Raw genomic sequence first — 22,526 nt, forward strand, 5'->3', positions numbered from 1 at the left:
AGATACATTATTTTCATGATCGGGGGTGGCCAGACCCCGGCCATGACGGTTTACCGTGAAAATGGATACAAATTTTAATATTCGGGGGTGACTGAGTCACAGCCATGTCCGTTTATTAAAGTAATTATTTTATTCCTTGAATTGCTTTACTGCTCTTTGGTCAAAACCAAGAAGGAGATAATGAGATGAGAGTCGGATTTGTTGGTTGGCGTGGTATGGTAGGTTCGGTATTAATGGAAAGAATGCTTGATGAGAAAGATTTTAAAGGCTTTGAACCACTCTTTTTTACCACATCCCAGGTCGGTGAAAAAGGACCTGATATAGGAATGGATATTCCTCTGCTTGTGGATGCTATGGACACTGAGAGTCTATCAAAGATGAATATAATTGTATCCTGTCAGGGGGGAAGCTACACAGAAGCAGTATATGGAAAACTAAGAGGCCAGGGGTGGAATGGCTACTGGATTGATGCAGCCTCCACACTCAGAATGGAAAAAAACAGCATAATTGTTCTTGATCCTGTCAACCGCAGCGTGATTGATCGTGCTCTTGAATCGGGTGTAAAGGATTTCATCGGTGGCAACTGTACAGTTTCATTGATGCTCATGGCCCTTGGAGGGCTTTTTGAAAATGATCTTGTTGAGTGGCTCACCTCCATGACCTATCAGGCAGCATCAGGGGCAGGTGCAAACAACATGAGAGAACTTGTGATGCAGATGAAAACCATTGGAGACAAGGCAGCTCCAATGCTTGACAAGTCAGTATCCTCGGCCATCCTTGATCTTGACCGCAATGTAACTGAAAATATCCGTTCTGCTGAGTTTCCTGTTGATAACTGGCTTGTACCCCTTGCAGCAAATCTTATTCCCTGGATTGACAGAGCAATGGATAACGGCCAGACCCGTGAAGAGTGGAAAGGTTTTGTGGAGACCAATAAAATCCTTGGAAGAAGCGAAAACCCTGTACCCATTGACGGCCAGTGTATCAGGATCGGTGCCATGCGCTGCCACAGCCAGGCTTTTACCATCAAACTGAAAAAAAATGTTCCCCTTGATGAAATAGAATCAATGCTTGCGGCCAATAATGACTGGGTTAAAGTTGTTCCCAATACAAAGGAAGATTCCATAAAGGATCTGACACCTGCTGCTGCCACAGGCACCCTTACTGTTCCTGTGGGAAGAATTCGTAAAATGAATATCGGGGATGATTATCTTACTGCATTTTCAGTGGGAGATCAGCTCCTGTGGGGTGCGGCCGAACCCCTGCGCCGGATTTTAAAAATCATACTTGAACGATAGATTCTCAAAATCGACATGTTGTTGGCATTTATGGCTTTTGTCTGAATCAGGATAACCAGGATTTACAGGATGCTCAAGATTTTTATCTTGTAAATCCTGATTATCCTGGGCATCCTGATTCAGACAGTATTGACAAGCTTCAAAAGCTCATAGGTATCGTTTTTGAGTAGATTTATATAATGTTCATAAAAGGCCACTTTATCACAACGAAAATTGAAACGTAGGGGGCGGATTCCATATCCGCCCCCAATGGGGTAGAAATGGATTCTGCCACTACAGTCTAACCCTATGATTTCGATGGCATCACAACGATGCATAAAACTTGTTATATATCAGCATATTATGAGAATTTTCATATAAAAAATTCTAAAGGACACAATAAAACAAAATGTACGAAAAACTTAAAAAAGCATTTATTGAACTCTCTGAAGAAGCTGGTATCCTTGATTCTGAAATCAATATTACAGCGAGGCGCCTGACCCCCAAAGAGGCCATTGGCGAAACAGAACGCCAGGATTTTCCACTGCTGCACGGAAAAGAGAGCCTGATTCAGGCAGATTTCAGGGGAGCTTTGGGACAGGCATTTACAGATATGCCCAGAGATTTCAATGGAAAAATCAGGGAAATTCTTGATTTTAATTTTGATAACAATGGAGAACGTGCCCTTTTTATAGCAACCCTTAACGCTGTTATGCGATTTCTGGGCAAAACTGAGAGAACTATACACTGCAAAAACGAATCGCCTGAACTCTGTTCTCAGGAAATTGTCAAAAATATCATTGAAAAACACGGAGAAAAGATTTGTGTGGGAATTGTGGGGTTCCAGCCGGCTATAATAGACCACTTTTCAAAAACAATATCCCCTGAAAATATCAGGATCACAGATCTTGATAAAGAGAATATAGGAAAAGAGAAATATGGAGTCGTGGTGTGGGACGGCCATACAATGGCAGAAGAAATTTTCAAGGTGTGCGATGTAATCCTTGCAACAGGTTCCACAATTGCAAATAACTCCCTGGGTGAGCTAACCGATCTTTCAGAGAAATACGGCAAACCAATCTATTTCTATGGTACAACAGTTGCGGGGCCGGCCTCTATCCTCAATCTCAACAGATTGTGTTTCAAGGCATCATAATCTTTACATTTTCTAATGCTTCATCTATTCACGGAATAACTAATAATGTCATTAAACTCTAAACACGCAAAAACGCTTAGAAAGATATATGAAAAACCAACTCATGCAAATATTGTATGGACAGATATTATCAATTTACTGGAAGCATGCGGTGCTGATATCTTTCAACGTCAGGGATCGAGGGTTTGCATCAAACTTGGTAATCAGAGAGCGGTTTTCCACTCGCCTCATCCTCAAAAAGAAGCGGTTAAAGGTGCAGTCAATGACATTAGGGCGTTTTTGAAAAAAGCAGGAATTCAGCCATGAGTAAAACAAATTTGATTACATATAAAGGCTATATTGGCGAAATCAGTTTTGACAAGGATTCAAAAATATTTTATGGACACGTTGTCAACACAAAAGATACTATTACATTTCAGTCAGAAAATGCTAAAGAGCTTGAAAAAGAATTTCAGGTATCTGTAGATACATATCTGGATTTTTGCAAAGAGCTTGGTGAACTTCCAGAAAAGCCATATTCAGGTAGGTTTGTATTGAGATTGTCGCCAGATGCTCATCGCAGTGTTGCACTTGCCGCTCAGGCTGCTAATCAAACCCTTAATAAATGGGCAGCTCAACATTTAATTCAAAAAGCAGAGCAAGAACTTCAAGGTTTAAATTAGCATTAATTTCTATAAAAATTTTACTTTTATAGCAAAAAAAATCAAACAATTTATACATAGCGCCCTTTAGGCAATGAATTCTTCATAACTATCTGCTTTTGTAGAAAACAAAATAAGAATCCCTATATACTATTAAATCAAATAGATACAGGATGTTTTATGGATACAAAAAAGAAAAGAAATCGTCTCATAGGAGTTCTTGTTGTACTTTGTCTTTGCCTTTTTCCTTCCATCTTTCTGCTTGTCTCCTTTGAAAGTAAAAGAGAAAAAGCCTTTCCAGGTTCATCATGGGGCAGCATTGAAGAGATCACAGTGGCTTTTATTCTTGGCTTGATCGTGATCTCCATTATTGTGGTTGCAGTTATGCTTGAAAAAGCAATTGAGGGCGCTCTCAAGACCGGCTCAACCGTTTTTCCTGATCTTGATTATAATTTGAGACTTAAAAAACACAGTGTTCAGGAGTATTTTTCTTCTCCTGCTCCCCGTTTTCTTGACAAAAAAATAGTCTCAAAGATGTGGGATGCTGTTTTCCCGCCTTTTGTAAGAACCATACTATTGTGCATTGTTCCCCTGACAGTTGTAATGGTTGGAGGGCTTCTTTTTATGGTTCTTGGCTTCTGCAAAAATGACCTGACTATGATAAGAGAGGAAACTGCAATATGTAAAGGCTATGTAACCCATATTGAAAAAAAGTCATCCCGTTCAGGAGTATCCTTCTCTTTTGATTATGAGTACAGGCTCGATAGTCATTACAATTACAGTTCAGATGATAAATCAGGGATTATGAAAGGAAAAAGCTTTACCGGAAAAAAAATATATGAAAAAGGAGATGTTGTCCCTGTTGAATATCTGCTTGCAGATCCTGTCATAAGCAGAATAAAGGGGATGAGAGCCTCCCCTCTTGATCCACTCCTTCCGGCAATTGTTGCTGGTTTGCTTGTTTTTGTTCTGATACCTTTCCTGCTAATTCATGTTACATTGCAAAAACGATTTTTAAAAACGCTTGTTGTTAACGGGTCTCTTGTCCAGGGGCACATTGTTAGTGTAAAAAAAGGCGGTAAAGGGATGGTTTTCTGCAAGGTAGGATACGAGTTTAACGGGGAGGAATATGTCCAGAGACTTGTCTGCCCTGCCACCAAGGGTCTTTATTATCCACTGTCTGCCCGCCATGAACAAAAAATTCCTGTCACTTTGCTTGTATCTCCACCACTTGTCAGGAAAAGTTATCTTTTTGAAATGCACTTTGCAAATAATGAATAAATTCAGCATTTTGACGCTCACAAGGGATATTGAAAAACAGGGACAAATTCCACAAACGCACCATATAGATCACATATCTACTCAAAATCGACACCTATGATCTTGTAAGCCTTGTCAACACTGTCTGAATCAGGATTCCCAAGATTAACAAAGATAAGGCAGGATTATCTATCCTGAGCATCCTATCCATCCTGGTTATCCTGGTTCAGACAACTGCAATGACTTCGGAAAAAGCATTAAAATGTCGATTTTGAGTATCTATCGGGGCAAAAATTTATTTTGCCACCTACATTTCACAAAAATCAATCTTGATAAATCTTTAAAAAGTCTGATTTCCCCCCTTATCAACTGCAACACTCCCTCTCCAACTTGTAATCCTTTTTGGCTTGACTCCGACCATCTCCGTTCATGAAATTGCGTATGAAAATCTCTATAACTGTATGTTTTTATAAAAGTTTTCACTCTTTCGATTTTGGCGGCTATCCACCATGTCCGTTATATTGGCATTTATATGGCAAAGTATAAAATTTCATAGTATCCAATTGTTTTTTAGGAAATGATAAAAAAGCTGTTTTTTTAGGAATAGCGTGCTTTATCAATACCATAACTCTCTATAATCTGTTTTATAATGGCATATTAGCTGACACACGTTTGACATAATGATTAGGATTCTATATATTATTATCCTTAGTTTGGATTTGCAGGATGTTTCTCAATTCACAATTAAAAAACTTTATCAGGCATCCTTCATATCGGTTCCTAAGTAATTTGTACCAAATTTATGGAGGGTGATAAAGTTTACAAGATTGTTTTTAAGGGTATTTTATGAAAAATATTTTACTATTAATTTGTAAGCGTATCGGAGCCAGTCTGATAACCATTTTTGTTATTTCACTTATTATTTTTATCGGTGTTGAACTTCTTCCCGGGGATGTTGCAGAAACTGTTCTTGGACAGTCTGCTACCCCTGAAACTGTGGAGGCGTTCAGAAAGGAACTGAAGCTTGATTTGCCGCCACATGTAAGATATGCAACGTGGCTTAATCATTTTGTTCATGGTGATTTTGGCAATTCACTTGCAAACAAAAGGCCGGTGGCAGAGCTTGTGAACTGGCGCCTCTCCAATACCCTTCTGCTTGCCATGGTGACAGCATTTATTGCTGTCCCTCTCTCAATATTTCTTGGGATACTGGCTGCCCTTTACAGAAATACCCTGTTCGACAAAATGATATCTATCACAACCCTCTCATTTATATCTTTTCCCGAATTTTTTATCGCCTACGTTCTAATTGCCCTTTTTTCTGTGCAGTTGAACATTTTCCCAAGCCTTGCAATCATTGACGATAACATGGGTTTTTTTAACAAACTTTATGCGATTATACTCCCGTCGCTGACACTTACCTGTGTTGTTACAGCTCATATGATGCGCCAGACAAGGGCTGCAATTATCAATGTGCTTGGAAGCGCCTATATTGAGATGGCAGAGATAAAAGGGATAAGGGGCTTCAGGATAATTGTGTATCATGCGTTCCCCAACGCACTTTCACCAGTTATCAATGTGGTTGCCGTTAATCTGGCTTATCTTGTTGTAGGAGTTGTGCTGGTTGAAGTTGTTTTTGTCTATCCAGGGCTTGGGCAGTTACTTGTTGACTCAGTTGCAAAAAGGGATCTTCCCGTTGTACAGGCATCTGGGCTTATTTTTTCAATTGCCTATATCTTTATGAACCTTGCAGCAGATATTCTATCCATGCTTGCCAATCCCAAATTAAGACAATCCAATTTTTGATAAATCCCCATGTTTGCTGACGCATCACAACAAAAACAAGAAAGCGATTGTATATCAGCATGTTATAGATATTTTCTAACAAACCTCCATGTTTGCTGACGCATCACAACGAAACATTAAAGTCGTTGTATATCAGCATGTTATGGAGATTTTCTAATAAAACCTTAAAAAAACTGATTTAAGGCTTTTTTAAGAGGTAAAATACTGAAATTAAAGGGTGCCAAAAATTTGTAAAACTCTTTGATTCAGGCTTTCCAGATCAGGAGGAACTCCAAAGTGATTAAATTATTAAGACAATCCCCTTTATCAGCGAGAATAGGCATGGGGATTTTACTGTTTAATGTTTTTCTTGCTCTCTTTGCTTCGGTTATAGCTCCCTATGAAGAGACCAGTGTGGTCGGAGATGTTTGGGAGAGCTTTTCCGGTAACTTTTTCCTCGGCACCGACCATATAGGAAGAGATCTTTTCAGCCGTATGATCTATGGCGCAAGAAATACAGTTGCCCTTGCATTTGTGACAACGGTTTTGTCTTTTCTGATAGGCTCTTCCCTTGGTTTTATTGCTGCTGTGAAAGGGGGATGGGTTGATCAGATGTTAAGCCGCATAATTGATGCGATAATGGCATTTCCCACACTAATTTTTGCTTTGATGATCTTATCTGTTGTTGGTTCTTCCATCCCAACATTGATTACCACCATCGCAATCCTTGACTCAACAAGGGTCTATCGCCTTTCCAGGGCTGTTGCAATGGATATTGAGGTTATGGAGTTTGTGGAAGCTGCCAGATTAAGGGGTGAAGGATTATGGTGGATCATTTCCCAGGAGATCTTGCCCAACGCCATTCCTCCGCTTATGGCTGAGTTCGGCCTTAGATTCTGTTTTGTATTTCTTTTTATAGCATCCTTAAGTTTCCTTGGTTTAGGTTTGCAGCCGCCACTTGCGGATTGGGGAGGAATGGTAAGGGAAAATGCCGGAGCTATAACATTTGGCATATATACCCCCCTGATTCCAGCGGCTGCCATTGCCTGCCTCACTGTTGGGGTTAATTTGATAGTTGACTGGCTTCTGCATCTTTCAAGTGGGCTGCAAGATTAATCATTGATGAAACTTAAAAAAAGTCAAATTTCAGGATTTTAAATTATAACTCTTTTTGTGTCTGCCATTTTATCCCTGGAGGCTGTCTGAATCAGGATGCCCAAGATTAACAAGATAAGGCAGGATTTTTTATCCTGAAAATCCTTTTTATCATGATTCAAACAACTGCAAGGTGAGAAAATTAAATTGCTTGGAAAACTACAGATAAGGAATGCTTTATGGACAATTTACTTAAAATCAAAAATCTGAATATAGAAGGCTTTTATGAAGACCGATGGCAACCCATTGTTCATAATATAAACCTTGAGCTTAAAAGAGGTGAAGTTCTCGGGCTTATTGGCGAATCTGGTGCCGGAAAATCCACCATCGGCCTTGCGGCAATGGGCTATACCCGACAAGGGTGCAGGATTGCATCAGGTTCCATCAACATTGAGGGCATTGAGCTATATGACGCCTCAGAAGAGGATTTAAGATTGGTCAGAGGCTCAAAAATTGCCTATGTTGCCCAGAGTGCGGCAGCTTCCTTTAATCCATCCCATAGGGTTATAAATCAATATGTGGAGGCCCCTGTACAGCATGGCCTGATGGCCTATGATGAGGCGGAAAAAGAGGCCATAGATATATACAGGCGGCTTTTTCTGCCAACGCCTGAGACCATTGGGCTGCGATATCCCCATGAACTTTCCGGAGGTCAGCTACAGAGGGCCATGGTGGCAATGGCCATGTCATGCAAGCCTGATATTATTGTTTTTGATGAGCCAACAACCGCCCTTGACGTTACAACCCAGATTGAGGTTCTGGCTGCTGTAAAAGAGATCACCGAAACCATGAACAAGGCAGCCCTTTACATTACCCATGATCTGGCTGTTGTGGCACAGGTGGCAAACCGGATAATGGTATTACGAAATGGCCGCCTTGTTGAAGAGGGTGAAACCAGGCAGTTGATCAAAAAACCAAAAGAGGCATACACCAGGGAACTTTTAAATGTACGAAATCTGAGGCAGGAGAAAAGCATTTCTGACAAAATGGATGTGATCCTGAAAGTCAGGGATCTCAAGGCAACCTATACGGGGAGGGAGAATGTCCTTGAAGATATTGATCTTGATGTCAGAAAAGGAAGAACCGTTGCACTGGTGGGGGAATCCGGCAGTGGAAAAAGTACTCTGGCAAGAGTTATAACAGGTCTTCTTCCAGCCATTTGTGGCAGCATTAATTTTTTGGGACAAGAGATCCCTCTTGATTTTAAAACAAGGGATAAAGATACCTTAAGGCGTTTGCAGATGATCTACCAGATGCCGGACACAGCCTTGAATCCCAGGCAAACTGTGAGAAAAATCATAGGCAGGCCACTAAAATTTTATTTTGGAATAAAGGGCAGGGAGGCAGAAGAGCGCATAAGGGAGCTTCTGACAAAAATTGAGCTTGATCCTGATACTTATATTGACCGTCTTGCCACAGAGCTTTCAGGTGGCGAAAAACAGAGAATCTGCATAGCAAGGGCACTTGCGGCACGACCGGATCTCATTATATGCGATGAGGTGACATCTGCTCTTGATCAGCTTGTTGGCGAAGGGATATTGGATCTTTTGCAGGATCTTCAAAACAAAACCAATATCTCTTATCTCTTTATCACCCATGACCTTGCAACTGTAAAAGCAATTGCAGACAAAATTGTAATCATGCTGGAGGGCAGAATTATTGAGCAGGGAGATAAAAAAGAGGTGCTGACTCCACCCCACCATGAATATACTGACAAACTGCTGGCATCTGTCCCTGAAATGGACCCTGACTGGCTGGATAACCTTCTGGATAAGCGGTTGTCAACATTTATATAACGGCCATGGCATACATATTTGCCACAACGAAGCATGAAAGTCCTTAAAACCTTAAAAGACGGGGACTTTCTTATAACCAACATGGCGGTTCACCGCCACAATCGAAGTGTTGAAAGTCTTTATAAAAACAGCCGTTTGCGGGGACTTTCATATAAAACGTACATGGCAGATATACGCCACAATCTAAGTAACAAGGCATATTTCATATTCACCCCAAAGGAGAAATGTATTATGAGCTATCTATCTTTGTTAGAAAAAATGCTTGAACAGAAAAAAATTTCACGCAGACAGTTTATGACTCAGGCATCTGCATTGGGCCTTATTGCAGCAGCACCCACCATTTTGACAAAACATGCCATAGCTTCCGAGACTCCCCAAAAAGGCGGTACTTTCAGGCACGCAATGACTGGTGCAAGCACCTCTGATTCCCTTGATCCTGCTACACTTTTTGCAAATCATGCAATCAATATAAGCAGCCAGGTCAGCAACTGCCTTGTTGAAATTGACCATAATTTCAAACCTGTTCCAGAACTTGCAGAATCATGGGAAGCTTCTTCTGATGCAAAAAAATGGGTTTTCAAACTGCGTAAAGGCGTTGAGTTTCATAATGGCAAGACAATGACGGTTAATGATGTTATTTTTTCAATTAACCACCACAGGGGAGAAGAGTCAAAATCTGCGGCTAAACCATACCTGAAAAGCGTGGAGAGTATAAAAGCTGACGGAAATGATACTGTGGTTTTCACGCTTTCTGAAGGTAGTGCTGACTTTCCCTTTATTCTCGGAGATTACCATTTAAGAATTTATCCTGAAGGTACTGAGGGTAAAGATTGGGAAAAGGCAATTGGAACAGGTGGTTATATTCTTGAAAACTGGGAACCTGGTGTACGTGCTTTGACAAAGCGCAATCCCAACTACTGGAAAACTGGCAGGGCACATTTCAATGAAGTTGAAACAATTGCCATTTCAGATGTCAATGCCAGAACCAATGCCCTGAAAACAGGTCGTATTGATGCCATGGATCGCGTGGATGTCAAGACAGTACATCTTCTGAAAAAAATGCCAAACCTAAATGTCTCAGCCATTACAGGAACCATGCACTACAGCGTTCCAATGCTTGTGGATGTGAAGCCCTATTCCGACAAGAATGTCAGAATGGCGTTAAAACTTGCTGTTGATCGTGAAGAGATGGTTAAAAATATTCTGAAAGGATATGGGGAACTTGGTAATGATCATCCCATTTCATCAGTTAACCGCTACCATGCCTCAAACCTTGAACAGAGAAAATATGATCCTGACAAGGCAAATTTTTACATGAAAAAAGCCGGAATGCTTGATCACACATTTAATCTTCATGCTTCGGATGCAGCATTTTCAGGTGCTGTTGATGCGGCTGTTCTCTATCAGGAGAGTGCAAAAAAGGCTGGCATTAAAATCAATGTGGTAAGGGAGCCAAGTGATGGTTACTGGAGTAATGTCTGGACAAAGAAGGAGTGGTGCATGTGCTACTGGTCTGGACGCCCTGTTGAGGATATGATGTTTTCTGTTGGCTATGCCACAGGAGCACCATGGAATGACACCCACTGGAGTAACGAAAAATTCAACAAGCTTTTAAAAGAGGCCAGGGCAGAGCTTGATGAGGCAAAACGTCTTCAGCTCTATACTGAAATGCAGCAGATATGCAATGAGGATAGCGGTACTGTTATTCCCATGTTCAACCAGATTGTCGAGGGCTTCTCCAGCAAGCTTGGACATGGAGCTGTTTCCGCGCACATGGAACTTGACGGCCACAGAAATACTGAGCGCTGGTGGTTCAAGGCATAATAAAAAATAGATGAAATTCAAGGGCAGAGTGATCTTTTTTACTCTGCCCTTGCTGTTTTGCAGTGATTTTTCTTTATTCTGTCCTTGCTGTTCTGCAGAGATCTTTCTTTACTCTGCCCTTGCTGTTCTGCAGTGAACTTTCTTTACTTTGTCCTTGCTGTTCTGCATTGCGGCAGAGAAACAATATCAAACCAGTAGTCAGCAATTTTTTCGACTGCCTTTATATATGCTTCAAAACCTATGGGTTTTGAAATGTAGCTGTTTGCCCCTTGGTCATATGATCTGTTGATGTCATCAGGACAGGATGATGTGGTCATGACAACAACAGGAATCTTCCTCAACCTGGGGGTATTTTTTATCTCTTTTAGCACTTCACGGCCATCGGTTCCCGGCATATTTAGATCAAGAAGCACAATTGATGGCCTCGGGGCTTTGCCAGGGTCAATGAATTCTCTGCGGCAGAACAGATAATCAAGAGCTTCATCACCATCCTTGCAACGGACAAACGAGTTCCGCAGACCTGCTTTTTTAAACGCCCTGAGTATAGTAAAGTAGTCCTCCTCACTATCTTCAACAATCAGAATTAAATCATTTTTATCAGGGCTTTCTGCAAAGATTTTTTTCATACTGTTTTTTCACGCTGTATCAAATATTTTTGTCATAAGGAAGAATAATAACAACTTCAGTTCCATTTGTGTTTTTAAAACAAACACTTCCATTAAGCTGCTCTTCAACAAGGCGATGTACCAGCCTTAAACCCAGCCTCCGGCTGTCAACCGAAAGTAGTTCATCTGAAATACCAATGCCGTCATCAATGACTGTCAATTGAACTCTCTCTTTTCCATTATCCACTATTGGGATCACTGAAATAGATATTGTCCCCTCTCTGCCATCAGGAAAGGCGTGTTTGATGGAATTTGTGATAAGCTCCGAGACAACAAGCCCTATGGGCACAGCCTTATCCATATGTATTGTGGGGATGTCTATCTCTGACTTAAGTAGAATCCCCTTATTGCCCACACCATATGCAATTGCAATGTGGCGGGATAATTTGCTCATGTACTTCTGAAGTGATATGGATTTGAGATCCTCGGACATGTAAAGTATATCATGAATTATTGCCAGTGCCCTTATTCTGTTCTGGCTCTCCATCAATGCTGCAAGGGCATCTGGATCCTCTGTCTGTTTGGTCTGAAGTTTCATAAGGGAGAGCATTATCTGCATGTTGTTCTTGACTCTGTGGTTTACCTCCCGCAGAAGAGTTTTCTGGGTCTCTGCATAGACTTTGGCCTTCTCTTCAGCGTTTTTACGATCTTCAACCTCCTGTGCCATCATTAAATTGGCTTCCTGCAACTCCCTTGTTCGCTCATTTACAAGGTTCTCAAGATTATGGTTAAGCTCCTTGATCTCCTTTTCTATCTGTTTCTCTTTTGAGACATCAAGTATTGAGCATAGTATCATACTTCCGCTACCTGTTGTTTTTTTTATGAGAAACATATCAACTCTTGCCCAGAATGTACCCCTTCCATGCACCCTTAACATTACCTCGCTGTGCTGTGGATGGTTGCTCTCCATTAATTTTGTCAGGCACCTGTTGTACTCAACAATACTTTCATGGGGAATAAAAGACTGGAATCTTTGACCTTTGAGTATTTTTCTGCTTGCCAGAAAATATGTTGCAGCTCTTTCATTTATATCTTCAATCCTGCCGTCAACGGTCATTACAATATATCCTATGGGGGCATATGCATAAAGATCATTGAGGTAGTTTCTTGAAGCCTCAAGCTGATCCCTTGCTGTCTGAAGTTCCTCATGTTGAAGCTCAAGCTCAATCTGAAAAACATTAAGCTCTTCAAGAAGATATTTCCTATCCATATCGTCATCTTTTATCCGTGGATTTCCCAGTTGTTCCAGAATTTTGCTTGCTTTCTGGCGTAACTCTGAGAATTGCAGGCCGGCACGGGAACCAGCAGATGTTTTTGACATCATATCTCCTCTTGGGTATCTTTCATTCCATGCTTTACACTTTCAGGATATACTCAAAATCGACATCTTATTGCTTTTTCAGAAGTTCTTAGCAGTTGTCTGAATCAGGATAACCAGGATGGATAGGATGTTCAGGATAGATAATCCGGCATCTTTCATTTCCCAGTTTACAATTTCCCGAAAAGAATGCCCGTTTTTCGGGGATACTGTTCTGGAAAGTGTAAGATACTGTTCTGAAAAGTGTAAAGTACTTTCTGTATGATATGAAGGATGCCGATAATCCTGCCTTATCTTGTTAATCCTGGGAATCTTGATTCAGACAGTGTTGACAAGGCTCACAAGATCATAGGTGTCGAATTTAATGAAAGATACTATTTTTGTATTGTTGTATCGTGCAAAAAATCAATTTTAGGTTCAGGGATGGAAAAGAAAAATACAGATCCTTCTCCTTCTGTGGATTCAAGCCATATTTTCCCATTATGTCTGTTGATAATGCTTTTTACAATAGCAAGGCCTACACCTGTGCCTCCTTCCCAGCTCTCCTTTTCATGCAGTTTTCTGAATATTGTAAATATCTTGTTAAAATGCCTCTGGGGAATGCCTATTCCATTGTCCCTGATATAAAAAACAGGTGGTATTTCATTGGCAAGAGTTCCAATTTCAATCCATTTTTCCGACTTATCGTTAAATTTTACGGCATTATGAATCAGATTTGTGAAAATATGTTCAAGGAGTGTGCGGCTGCATCGCAGTGTAGGCAAAGGTTTATGGATTCTTACATCTACCTGGGGGTAACGTTGCCTGATCTGGATGTTGTCACACACCTCTTCAATTAAAACTTCTGTGTCAACCGGTGATTCCTTGGAGTTTAATGCATTTTTTCTCACTTTTGAATATTCAAGAAGAGCTGCAATCATTTTTTCCTGACGCCTTGCAAGCTTTATGATGGTCCCAAGCATATAGTGAGCTTCTTCATCAAGTTTTTCATAATTTTCATCAAGAAGAATCTCTGCAAAATTGTTGATTCCTCTCAGAGGTTCTCGGAGATCATGGGAGACAATATGTGCAAATTCTTCAAGCTCTTTGTTGGCAATGGAGAGAATGTCATTCATTTTTTCAAGCTCTTCTGTCCGTTCATAAACTTTTGCTTCAAGTGTTTTACTCAGCTTTTCCAGCTCATCTTTTTTCTTTTAAGCCTTGAAAACAGAATATTCTGGGGTTTTGTCATGCTCTCTTCAATAATCAATCTGTATATAAAATAGACATAGACAAGATAACAGACATGACCAAGGAGGTTGGAGATGTCGTAAACTCCAACATAGAGGATAAATGCAAGACGACTTAAAGAGTTGACAATAAGGGCAGCAGTTAGGGTTGTTTTAAGTGAATCTGTTAGAAGCTTTGTTCTGCGAATTGGGATAATTGAGGCAATAAGAGTAAGGCATATCACCAGTTCACTCAGTTTCTTAAAGATTGTAAGGCCCTGGCCTTCAATGTAGCAATCTGGAAACCAACCCTCAAAGGCCATAGCTGTAATGACTATTATCATTAATAAGCCTGTGTAAAAAAGGGCATGGGGGTTTACTTTTTTATTGAAAAAAAATTGAGCTGCAGCAAAACTTGAACATTGCAGATATCCCCCCATAATCCATAGCTGTGTTGGAAGATTTGCATCAAATCCATGGAATATATTCATCCCCTTGTAGGCAAGTGTATGCAGAAGAGAGATAATGGCAATGAAAAAATGGCATATGCCCACAAACAAGAAAAAGTGGTTATCAATATTATCCCTGGCGTTCCAGGTAATAAAAAAAATGCCCAGCGCAACGCCTACCCCTACAAGCTCAACAAAGGTATGAAACAGAAGAAAACTGTGGAGACGCAGCATGTAAAGCAACAGCCCTGCGGCAATGATAAAAATGACCTGGTTGATGACGTTTCTCTTTTTTGCCGTTACTGTTTCAGCAGACATTTTTTTAAATTCCTTTAACAGTGGCTCTTCAATTTTATACTGTCGGGCAAGCTTTCAGGCAATTCAAAGGTTCAAGGCCTTTTTTACCGTGAAAATGACTATCATTTTTATGGTTGGGGGTGATTGATACATAATCATGCCCGTTTACCGTGGAAATGGATACAAATTTCGGCATCTTTCATTTATCGGTTTACACTTTTCTGAACCATGATTTTCATGATTAAGGGATTTTCTTGATTATTCATCATGTTAATCCTTAAATCCTTTAATCATGGTTCAAAATTTTCCGAAAAGTGTAAACTACTTTTGAGCTGATATGAAGGATGCCCAAATTTCCATATTCGGGGGTGCCTGAATGCCGCCATGATCGTTTACCGTGAAAACAACTATCATTTTTATATTTGGGGGAGATTGATACACAATCATGCCCATTTACCGTGGGAATAGATACAAATTTGTCATATTCGGGGGTGGATAGATGGCAGCCATGACCGTTTACCCTTGAACAAACACTACACACAGCCACTTCTCTTAATAGGCAACTGTATCAATCCTGAATATTGCACCATCCACCTTTTTTTTGGCATTAAAGGTGGGGTTGGCATTGAGGTTAAGTATTATCCTTTTTCCATCAGGTCGCTTTATGCACATTATGTAATTTTTAAGGGGTTTTTCAGTGTCAAGTATTAAGGCAAGAGGTGTTTTCTCAAGGGGAATTGTTTTGTCGTCAAGATCTGTTATTCCGAATTTTTTGGAGTTGATCTTCATTTTAAGGAGTGTGGAGCGCTGGATACCAAGAATATCTTCAACATGTTTGTTGACAAAAATTATCTTGCCGTCTCTATTCGTCATTATTGTTGCAGCAGGACTTCCTTCAAGAATGGAAAGAAGAAGATTGTGCTGAATCTCCCATGCAAGTTCAGCGTTTTTCTGGTCAGTTATCTTAACCATGGTCAGAACAACACCTTCAACCTGTTTCCTGTCGTTTATAAACGGGAGCATTCTCTGGAGAAACCAGTCACTATTGTGTTTGATGGTCTTTATCAGGGGTTTTCCATCTTTAATAAGTTTTTTTGTATCTTGAGTAAGAGTTGTCAACATTGGAAGATTAAGATCTGTTATTGGTCTTCCAATATCCTGTTCAAGAAGGTTTATCTCACTTGTCATTGCAGAGGTGAATTTGCGGATACAGAGATTCTTGTCAAGAAAAATGGTGGGAATATCGGAGCTTGTCAAAAGGTTGTCCATGTCAGTATTTAATTCCGTCAACTCAAGCACCTTGTTCTGGTATTCGGCATTGACAGTGTTAAGCTCTTCATTGACTGACTGAAGCTCCTCATTTGTTGACTGAAGCTCCTCATTTGCAGCAAGAAGCTCTTCGTTTGTGGCCTGAAGTTCTTCAATTGTGGTTTGAAGGTTTTCCCTTGTAAACTGCACCTCCCGCTCAAGATCCTCAATCCTCTCTTCTGCAAGATAGTTTCTTGAATCTATTTTGACTGGTAGTTCAATATCTCTCTTTTTGCTGTTCCGGGTGATGCTGATGACAAAAAGGTGATTTTTTTTCTCTTTTTCCTCTGTGAGCAGATCCACAGTCAGATCCAGCTCAATCGTCTTTTTACCTGACGCAACCTTAATATTGCTGAAGGTTACAGATTTGTTCTCTTTGCGAACACGTTGGATGGCCGATGATATGGAGAGTGAGAGTTCATTGGGAAGGAGGGCAAGGATGTCAAGGGAAGAGTTGCCTTTGGGTATTTTAAGAAGAGTTTCCGTTTTGCCAAAGGATTGAACAAGCTCCCTTGTCTCATTGATCACAAGAACAATATCAACAACCTTGTTTAGCAGATTATGGTAATATTTTTCCTGACTTGCATATCTTGTTTTTTTTATGGAGTCTGTTCTCTCTTCAAAGGCAGCATTTGCTGATGAATATGGATAGAGTTTTTTGGGCTGTTTTACAAACGGCATGGAGACAGCAATATTGCCGGGATGTGTATGTTTATAGATTCTGTTTTTATTGTCAATATCGCTGAATGCATCTTCAACTGCAATAAGGGTTTCACTGTTACCTAGGAAAAGAAAACCATTTTTCTGGAGAATATAGTTTATTGTATTGAATATTTTTTTCTGGAGAACCGGCTGAAAATAGATGAGAAGATTCCGGCAGACAATCATGTCTATCTTGGTAAATGGAGGGTCATTAATGATATTGTGAACAGCAAATATAACCATCTGGCGTATTGATTTTTTGACCCTGTAGCTTCCCGGGATTTTATCAAAATACTTGCTCAAATGCTCCACATCAATATCTGCGGCAATACTTTCAGGGTAGGTTCCTGCCCCTGCAAACTCTATTGCCTGCTGGTCTATGTCTGTTGCAAATATCTTTACTTCAAGGTCATTTGCTCCAATATTTTGCTCTTTATCCCTGTCAGATGTTACAGCGTCGAGGTGATCCTGTATAAGCATTGCAATGGAGTAAGCCTCCTCCCCTGTGGAGCTGCCGATATCCCAGACCCTTAACTGGGGAGGATTTCTTTTTTTTGCAGTGGCAATTATCTGTGATATTACATTTTTATCAAGGGATTTAAATGCCTCTCTATCCCTGAAAAACTTTGTAACCCCGATGAGCAGATCCTTGAAAAGGTAATGTATCTCCTGTGGTGTCTGCTGGATATATGATATGTACTCCTCAATGTCAGAAACCTGTACAAGACCCATGCGCCTTTCTATCCTGCGTATTACGGTAGCGGGTTTGTAGTAGCTGAAATCGACTCTGGTTTCTGCTTTAAGGATTGAGAAAAGTTTTGCAAAACTGTTCTCCTCCTTCTTGATAACCTCAAGTGGCTCCTCGGGAAGGGATATGCGGGGATGGCTGATAAATTTAAGAAGCTGGGCAGGCATCTTTTCCGGAGGAAGGATAAAGTCTGCAAGACCTGTTGCTATGGCGCATCTTGGCATTCCGTCAAATTCTGCTGACTCCTCATTCTGTACAAATACAGTACCACCTTCGGCCTTTATTGCCCGCAGCCCCCTTGTTCCATCACTGCCTGTACCCGACAGAATAATACCAATTGCTCTCTCACCCTGATCTTCTGCAAGGGATCTGAAAAAGATATCTATGGGAAGGTTTAGCCCCTGACGCTCGCTCTGTTCTGATAAAAAAAGCCGTCCGCGCATGGTTGTCATGTTCATTCTTGGGGTAATAAGATAAATATGGTTGGCTTCCATTACCATTCGATCTTCTGCACGGCAAACTGTCATATCTGTATTTTTTGCAAGCAGTTCAACCATCATGCTTTTATAATCAGGTGATAGGTGCTGGATAATGACAAATGCAATCCCGGTCTCCTGTGGAGTATTGTTAAAAAAGTGCTGTAATGCCTTCAACCCTCCTGCTGAAGCACCTATCCCGACGATATATGATGGCTTGCTTGAGTTGTCGGATGAGATCGTCTCTCTGTTTTCTTCCATTGCGGATGATGTTTCAGATGTCATTTTACTATCTCCTTTTCCCCTGCCAGTCTATTGCATATTCCGCTGTTTTATCGAGAAGTATCATCAATGGCAATACATTTTGTTAGAATTTGTTTCACCCTGGTAACTGTCTCCTTCATGTCAAAGGGCTTTGTAATATAGGCACATGCTCCCATCTGATGTGCTTTTTTTATTTTTTCCTCATCTTCAAGTATGGAGAATATACAGACAGGTATTTTTTCGAGATCAGGGTCATTTTTCAGGTTTGCAAGTATTTTAAATCCGTTTTCATCAGGCATGAATATATCAAGAAGAATAATGTCAGGCATGATTTTTTTTGCCATGATCATTCCTTCCCTGCCATTTTTGGCAAGGGAAGATATTATATTCTCCCTATGAAAAAGTTTTTCCAGAACTATCCTGTTAACCTCATCGTCATCAATTATCAGGACAGTGGGTTGCGACTTGTCTTTGTCACTCATCTGTTTACCTCTTAAAAAGTAAAGGTACGGAACCTTTTTGAAGTATTTGTCCCTTTGCATTTATGGAAAGGGTTCTGAGGGGGTATTATAACTTCAATTGAGCCGGATATTCAAAAAAAGATACAATCAAAGTAAATATCTTCTTCATAAGTCATATGCCACAGGATCTATCCGGAAAACAGCCCCATCCACATTTTTTTTAGCGTTAAATACAGGGTTGGCATTGATATTGAGTACGATCCTTGTGTTATCTTCCCTTGTAAGATGTACAATATATTTTTCAAGGGGAGTTCCGGTTGAAAGGATTTTTGTCATAGGTTCTTCCTCCGAAAAGAGAGGTTTGTCATCAAGATCCGTGAACCTGAATTTTGAGGAGTTTATTTTCATTCTTAAAAGTCTCTTGCGCTCCATGCCCAGAATTTTCTCAGCGCACTGGTTGACCAATATGATCTTTCCCTCCCTGTTGACAAGTATGGTTGGAGAAGGGCTTGCCTCAATAACTGAAATCATGAACTTGTGCTGCTTATCAAGGGCTATCTCGGCATTTTTCTGATCAGTTATCTTTACAAGTGTAAGCACAACGCCCTCTATGGTATCTTTTTCGTGGATAAATGGCAAAATTCTCTGGAGATACCACTCATCCCCATGTCGTATCACCTTTTCTGTGGCAACTCCATTTTTTATCACCTGTGCCGCTTCTTTTTTCAGATTCCGGAACATGGAAACATTAAGATCTGTAAATGGTCTGCCTATATCCTGGTCAAGGAGATTGAGTTCATGGGTTACAGCAGTCGTAAATTTTCTAATACAGAGCTTTTTATCAAGGAATATGGTTGAAATATCCGAACTGCTCATGAGGTGATCCATGTCGGTATTAAGCTCTGTAAGCTCAAGAACCTTGTTCTGGTACTCAGCATTTACGGTGTTCAACTCTTCGTTAACAGATTGAAGCTCCTCGTTTGTTGACTGAAGTTCCTCATTGGCAGCCAGAAGCTCCTCATTTGTTGCCTGAAGCTCTTCATTTGTTGTCTGAAGCTCTTCAATGGTTGCCTGAAGATTCTCCCTTGTGAAGAGAACTTCACGCTCCAGATCATTTATCCTCTCGTCTGCAAGGCTGTTTTGTATCTCTGATGTTGCTGTGGGTGTTGGCAGGCAAGGCTCAATAATTTCGTCAATGGAGATCATGAACATAAATGTATTTTTACCATCATCAGAACGGGAAATGCCATTGACAATGAGATTGACCCGAACATCTCCATCTTCATCATTTATCTTTATATTACTATAGACAACCCTTTCCTTGTCCTTTCTGACCTTCTGCATGGCTGATGAAACCGCAAGTGACAACTCCCTTGGCAGCATTGAAAGAATATCAAGGGATACATTTCCCATTGGAATGGAGAGAAATTTTTTTGTGTTGCCAAAGGATTGCACAAGTTCCCTTGTTTCATTCACCACAATCAGTGTATCCACCATGTTATTGATAAGGTTTTGATAGTACTTTTCATTACTGGCATTACGAGCCGGAACCATACTGTCCGGACGGTTCTCATAGGCAGCATGGCTTGATGAGAAAGTAACATCCCTGGTGAGAGTGGTTCTGGGCAGAATTGGTGGCACCGGCATTTCACCGTGACGCTTGTGCCTGTAAAGGCGCTGTTTGGTATTTATATCTTCAAATGTATCTTCAACAGCAACAACGGTTTCACTGTTACCCAGAAGGAGAAACCCATTCTGGTGCAGAATATAGTTAAATGTGTGAAATATTTTCTTTTGCAGAACCGGTTGAAAATAGATCAGAAGGTTTCTGCATACAATAAGATCAATTCTTGTAAAAGGCGGATCGTTTATTATATTGTGCACCGCAAAAATAACCATCTGACGTATGGACTTCTTGACCCTATAACCTCCGGGCATTTTGTCAAAGTATCTGCTTAAGTATTCCACCTCCACATCTGCTGCAATACTGTCAGGATATGTGCCAAGCCCTGCAAATTCAATTGCCTGCTGGTCAATATCTGTGGCAAAAATTTTTACATCAACATCAAGGTTGTTGGTATCAAGGTAAGATTGAATAAGGATTGCGACAGAATAGACCTCCTCACCTGTTGAACTTCCCACATCCCAGACTCTTAACTGTGCAGGAGTTCTTTTTCTGGCTGCTTCAATTATTGCAGGTATGGCATTTTCTGCAAGTGCTTTAAATGCCTCTCTGTCCCTGAAAAATTTTGTCACTCCAATGAGCAGATCTTTAAAAAGCGCAGATATCTCCTCCGGATTCTTGTGGATATATGTCACATATTCGTCAATGCCCGGAACCTGTACAAGGCCCATTCGTCTCTCTATTCTGCGGATAACTGTGGCAGGTTTGTAGTAAGTGAAATCCACACGGGTCTTTTTGTTAAGCATGGACATAAGACGGGTAAAGCTGTTCTCTTCTTTTTTGATAACCTCCAAAGGCTCCTCTGGAAGGGATATGCGGGGATGACTTATAAACTTAAGAAGTTGTGCTGGCATCTGCTCCGGAGGAAGAATAAAATCAGCAAGCCCTGTGGCAATGGCGCACCTTGGCATACCATCAAATTCGGCAGATGCCTCATCCTGGACAAAGGCTGTGCCACCTTCTGCCTTTATTGCCCTTAATCCTCTTGTGCCGTCACTTCCTGTTCCGGAAAGAACAACACAGATGGCTCGCTCGCCCTGGTCCTCGGCAAGGGATCTAAAAAATATGTCAACCGGAAGATTAAGACCCTGTCGTTCCTGCTGGGGAGCAAGAAATAGCTTTCCTCCCATGGTTGTTATATTTTTTCTGGGAGTGATGAGATATATATGGTTTGCCTTCATGACCATGCCATCTTCTGCCCTGCATACAACCATCTGTGTATTTTTTGCCAGAAGCTCAACCATCATGCTTTTATAATCAGGAGAGAGATGCTGTATAATGACAAATGTCATTCCAGTTTCAGGTGGCATGTTACTGAAAAACATCTGGAGGGCTTTAAGTCCCCCTGCTGAAGCCCCCATTCCAACAATGTGAGAAGGTCTGTCCGTATGTTTTGTCAGTTGTTTTTTAGGAGTTTTTTCTCTTTTTTGTTCAGCCATTTTTTTCCTTTTCAGAGACTTTACATAGTCATATATACCTGCGCTATTTCCAGGGGCTGCCTGGAAAAAATACCATCCACAGGGTCTTTGATCTATTTATGACAGGTAGGCAATGATCAGATGTTTTGATATCTTACCAATAATATTCCACATATGTCAAATTCCTTCAATGGTGTGATCAGTGAGATGTTTTTTCTTTGACATTGGCTGTACTGATTTTTATATTGACTAATGTAAAAGTTAGTGTGTGACACGGAAATTTTTATATGAAAGTCCCCGCAAATGGGTGTTTTTATAAAGACTTTCAACTCTTCGATTGTGGCGGTCATCAGCCATGTACGTTTATATGAAAGTCTCAGTAATTGGCTGTTTTTAAAACGACTTTCATCTCTTCGATTGTGGCGATAATCCGCCATGTACGTTATAAGACTCAAAATCGACACCTATGATCTTGTAAGCCTTGTCAACACTGTCTGAATCAGGATTCCCAAGATTAACAGGATAAGGCAGGATTATCTATCCTGAGCATCCTATCCATCCTGGTTCAGACAACTGCAATAACTTCTGAAAAAGCAATAAGATGTTGATTTTGAGTAAGAAAATATAGGGCTCC

Annotated in this window: 16 protein-coding genes; 9 read left to right on the plus strand and 7 right to left on the minus strand. The window is 40.6% G+C overall.

Annotated elements, in window-relative coordinates; genetic code table 11:
* The first annotated feature begins 185 nt into the window (after nt 1–185).
* The 9 genes from asd (at nt 186) to MTBBW1_RS08990 (ending at nt 10,894) form a co-directional block, all read left to right on the plus strand.
* Nucleotides 186–1,298 carry an aspartate-semialdehyde dehydrogenase gene (asd, locus tag MTBBW1_RS08950; RefSeq protein WP_080802231.1) on the plus strand — a complete coding sequence of 371 codons (1,113 nt, stop codon included), beginning with the start codon at nt 186–188 and terminating at the stop codon, nt 1,296–1,298.
* 388 nt (nt 1,299–1,686) lie between these two features.
* Entirely contained in the window at nt 1,687–2,433 is a 747-nt protein-coding gene (locus MTBBW1_RS08955) for a Rossmann-like domain-containing protein (protein ID WP_080802237.1), read from the plus strand.
* Nucleotides 2,434–2,478: 45 nt separating this feature from the next.
* Entirely contained in the window at nt 2,479–2,739 is a 261-nt protein-coding gene (locus tag MTBBW1_RS08960; RefSeq protein WP_080802240.1) for a type II toxin-antitoxin system HicA family toxin, read from the plus strand.
* Nucleotides 2,736–3,095 (plus strand): type II toxin-antitoxin system HicB family antitoxin, encoded by a 360-nt coding sequence (locus tag MTBBW1_RS08965; protein WP_222424022.1) that lies wholly within the window; start codon nt 2,736–2,738, stop codon nt 3,093–3,095. The genes MTBBW1_RS08960 and MTBBW1_RS08965 overlap by 4 nt, the downstream gene beginning before the upstream one ends.
* 159 nt (nt 3,096–3,254) lie before the next feature.
* The gene (locus MTBBW1_RS08970; RefSeq protein WP_080802244.1) at nt 3,255–4,355 is read left to right on the plus strand and encodes a DUF3592 domain-containing protein; all 1,101 of its coding nucleotides are present in this window, start codon (nt 3,255–3,257) and stop codon (nt 4,353–4,355) included.
* A gap of 825 nt (nt 4,356–5,180) precedes the next feature.
* Nucleotides 5,181–6,140 carry an ABC transporter permease gene (locus MTBBW1_RS08975; RefSeq protein ID WP_080802250.1) on the plus strand — a complete coding sequence of 320 codons (960 nt, stop codon included), beginning with the start codon at nt 5,181–5,183 and terminating at the stop codon, nt 6,138–6,140.
* Between the two features lie 276 nt (nt 6,141–6,416).
* Nucleotides 6,417–7,235, plus strand: coding sequence for an ABC transporter permease (locus tag MTBBW1_RS08980; RefSeq protein ID WP_222424023.1), 819 nt, complete (start codon nt 6,417–6,419; stop codon nt 7,233–7,235).
* A 218-nt stretch (nt 7,236–7,453) separates the two neighbouring features.
* Nucleotides 7,454–9,070, plus strand: a complete 1,617-nt coding sequence (locus MTBBW1_RS08985) for an ABC transporter ATP-binding protein (RefSeq protein ID WP_080802253.1) — start codon at nt 7,454–7,456, stop codon at nt 9,068–9,070.
* 231 nt (nt 9,071–9,301) lie between these two features.
* Entirely contained in the window at nt 9,302–10,894 is a 1,593-nt protein-coding gene (locus MTBBW1_RS08990) for an ABC transporter substrate-binding protein (protein WP_080802259.1), read from the plus strand.
* A 143-nt stretch (nt 10,895–11,037) separates the two neighbouring features.
* Here MTBBW1_RS08990 and MTBBW1_RS08995 read toward each other — a convergent pair whose 3' ends face one another.
* The 7 genes from MTBBW1_RS08995 to MTBBW1_RS09025 all read right to left on the minus strand — a co-directional run bounded on the left by MTBBW1_RS08995 (nt 11,038) and on the right by MTBBW1_RS09025 (nt 21,913).
* Nucleotides 11,038–11,520 (minus strand): response regulator, encoded by a 483-nt coding sequence (locus MTBBW1_RS08995; protein WP_080802262.1) that lies wholly within the window; start codon nt 11,518–11,520, stop codon nt 11,038–11,040.
* Between the two features lie 19 nt (nt 11,521–11,539).
* The gene (locus MTBBW1_RS09000) at nt 11,540–12,883 is read right to left on the minus strand and encodes a PAS domain-containing sensor histidine kinase (RefSeq protein WP_080802265.1); all 1,344 of its coding nucleotides are present in this window, start codon (nt 12,881–12,883) and stop codon (nt 11,540–11,542) included.
* Nucleotides 12,884–13,251: 368 nt separating this feature from the next.
* On the minus strand, nt 13,252–13,992 hold the full coding sequence (locus MTBBW1_RS09005) for a sensor histidine kinase (RefSeq protein WP_080802268.1): 741 nt from the start codon (nt 13,990–13,992) through the stop codon (nt 13,252–13,254).
* A gap of 50 nt (nt 13,993–14,042) precedes the next feature.
* Nucleotides 14,043–14,852, minus strand: a complete 810-nt coding sequence (locus MTBBW1_RS09010; protein ID WP_080802272.1) for a membrane-associated sensor domain-containing protein — start codon at nt 14,850–14,852, stop codon at nt 14,043–14,045.
* A gap of 531 nt (nt 14,853–15,383) precedes the next feature.
* Entirely contained in the window at nt 15,384–18,350 is a 2,967-nt protein-coding gene (locus MTBBW1_RS09015; RefSeq protein WP_080802275.1) for a chemotaxis protein CheB, read from the minus strand.
* Nucleotides 18,351–18,397: 47 nt separating this feature from the next.
* On the minus strand, nt 18,398–18,811 hold the full coding sequence (locus MTBBW1_RS09020) for a response regulator (RefSeq protein WP_186441173.1): 414 nt from the start codon (nt 18,809–18,811) through the stop codon (nt 18,398–18,400).
* Between the two features lie 144 nt (nt 18,812–18,955).
* Nucleotides 18,956–21,913: a chemotaxis protein CheB gene (locus MTBBW1_RS09025; protein ID WP_080802281.1), complete on the minus strand. Its 2,958-nt coding sequence runs from the start codon at nt 21,911–21,913 to the stop codon at nt 18,956–18,958.
* Between the last annotated feature and the right edge of the window lie 613 nt (nt 21,914–22,526).

The organism is Desulfamplus magnetovallimortis (assembly GCF_900170035.1).
Taxonomy (GTDB): Bacteria; Desulfobacterota; Desulfobacteria; order Desulfobacterales; family Desulfobacteraceae; genus Desulfamplus; species Desulfamplus magnetovallimortis.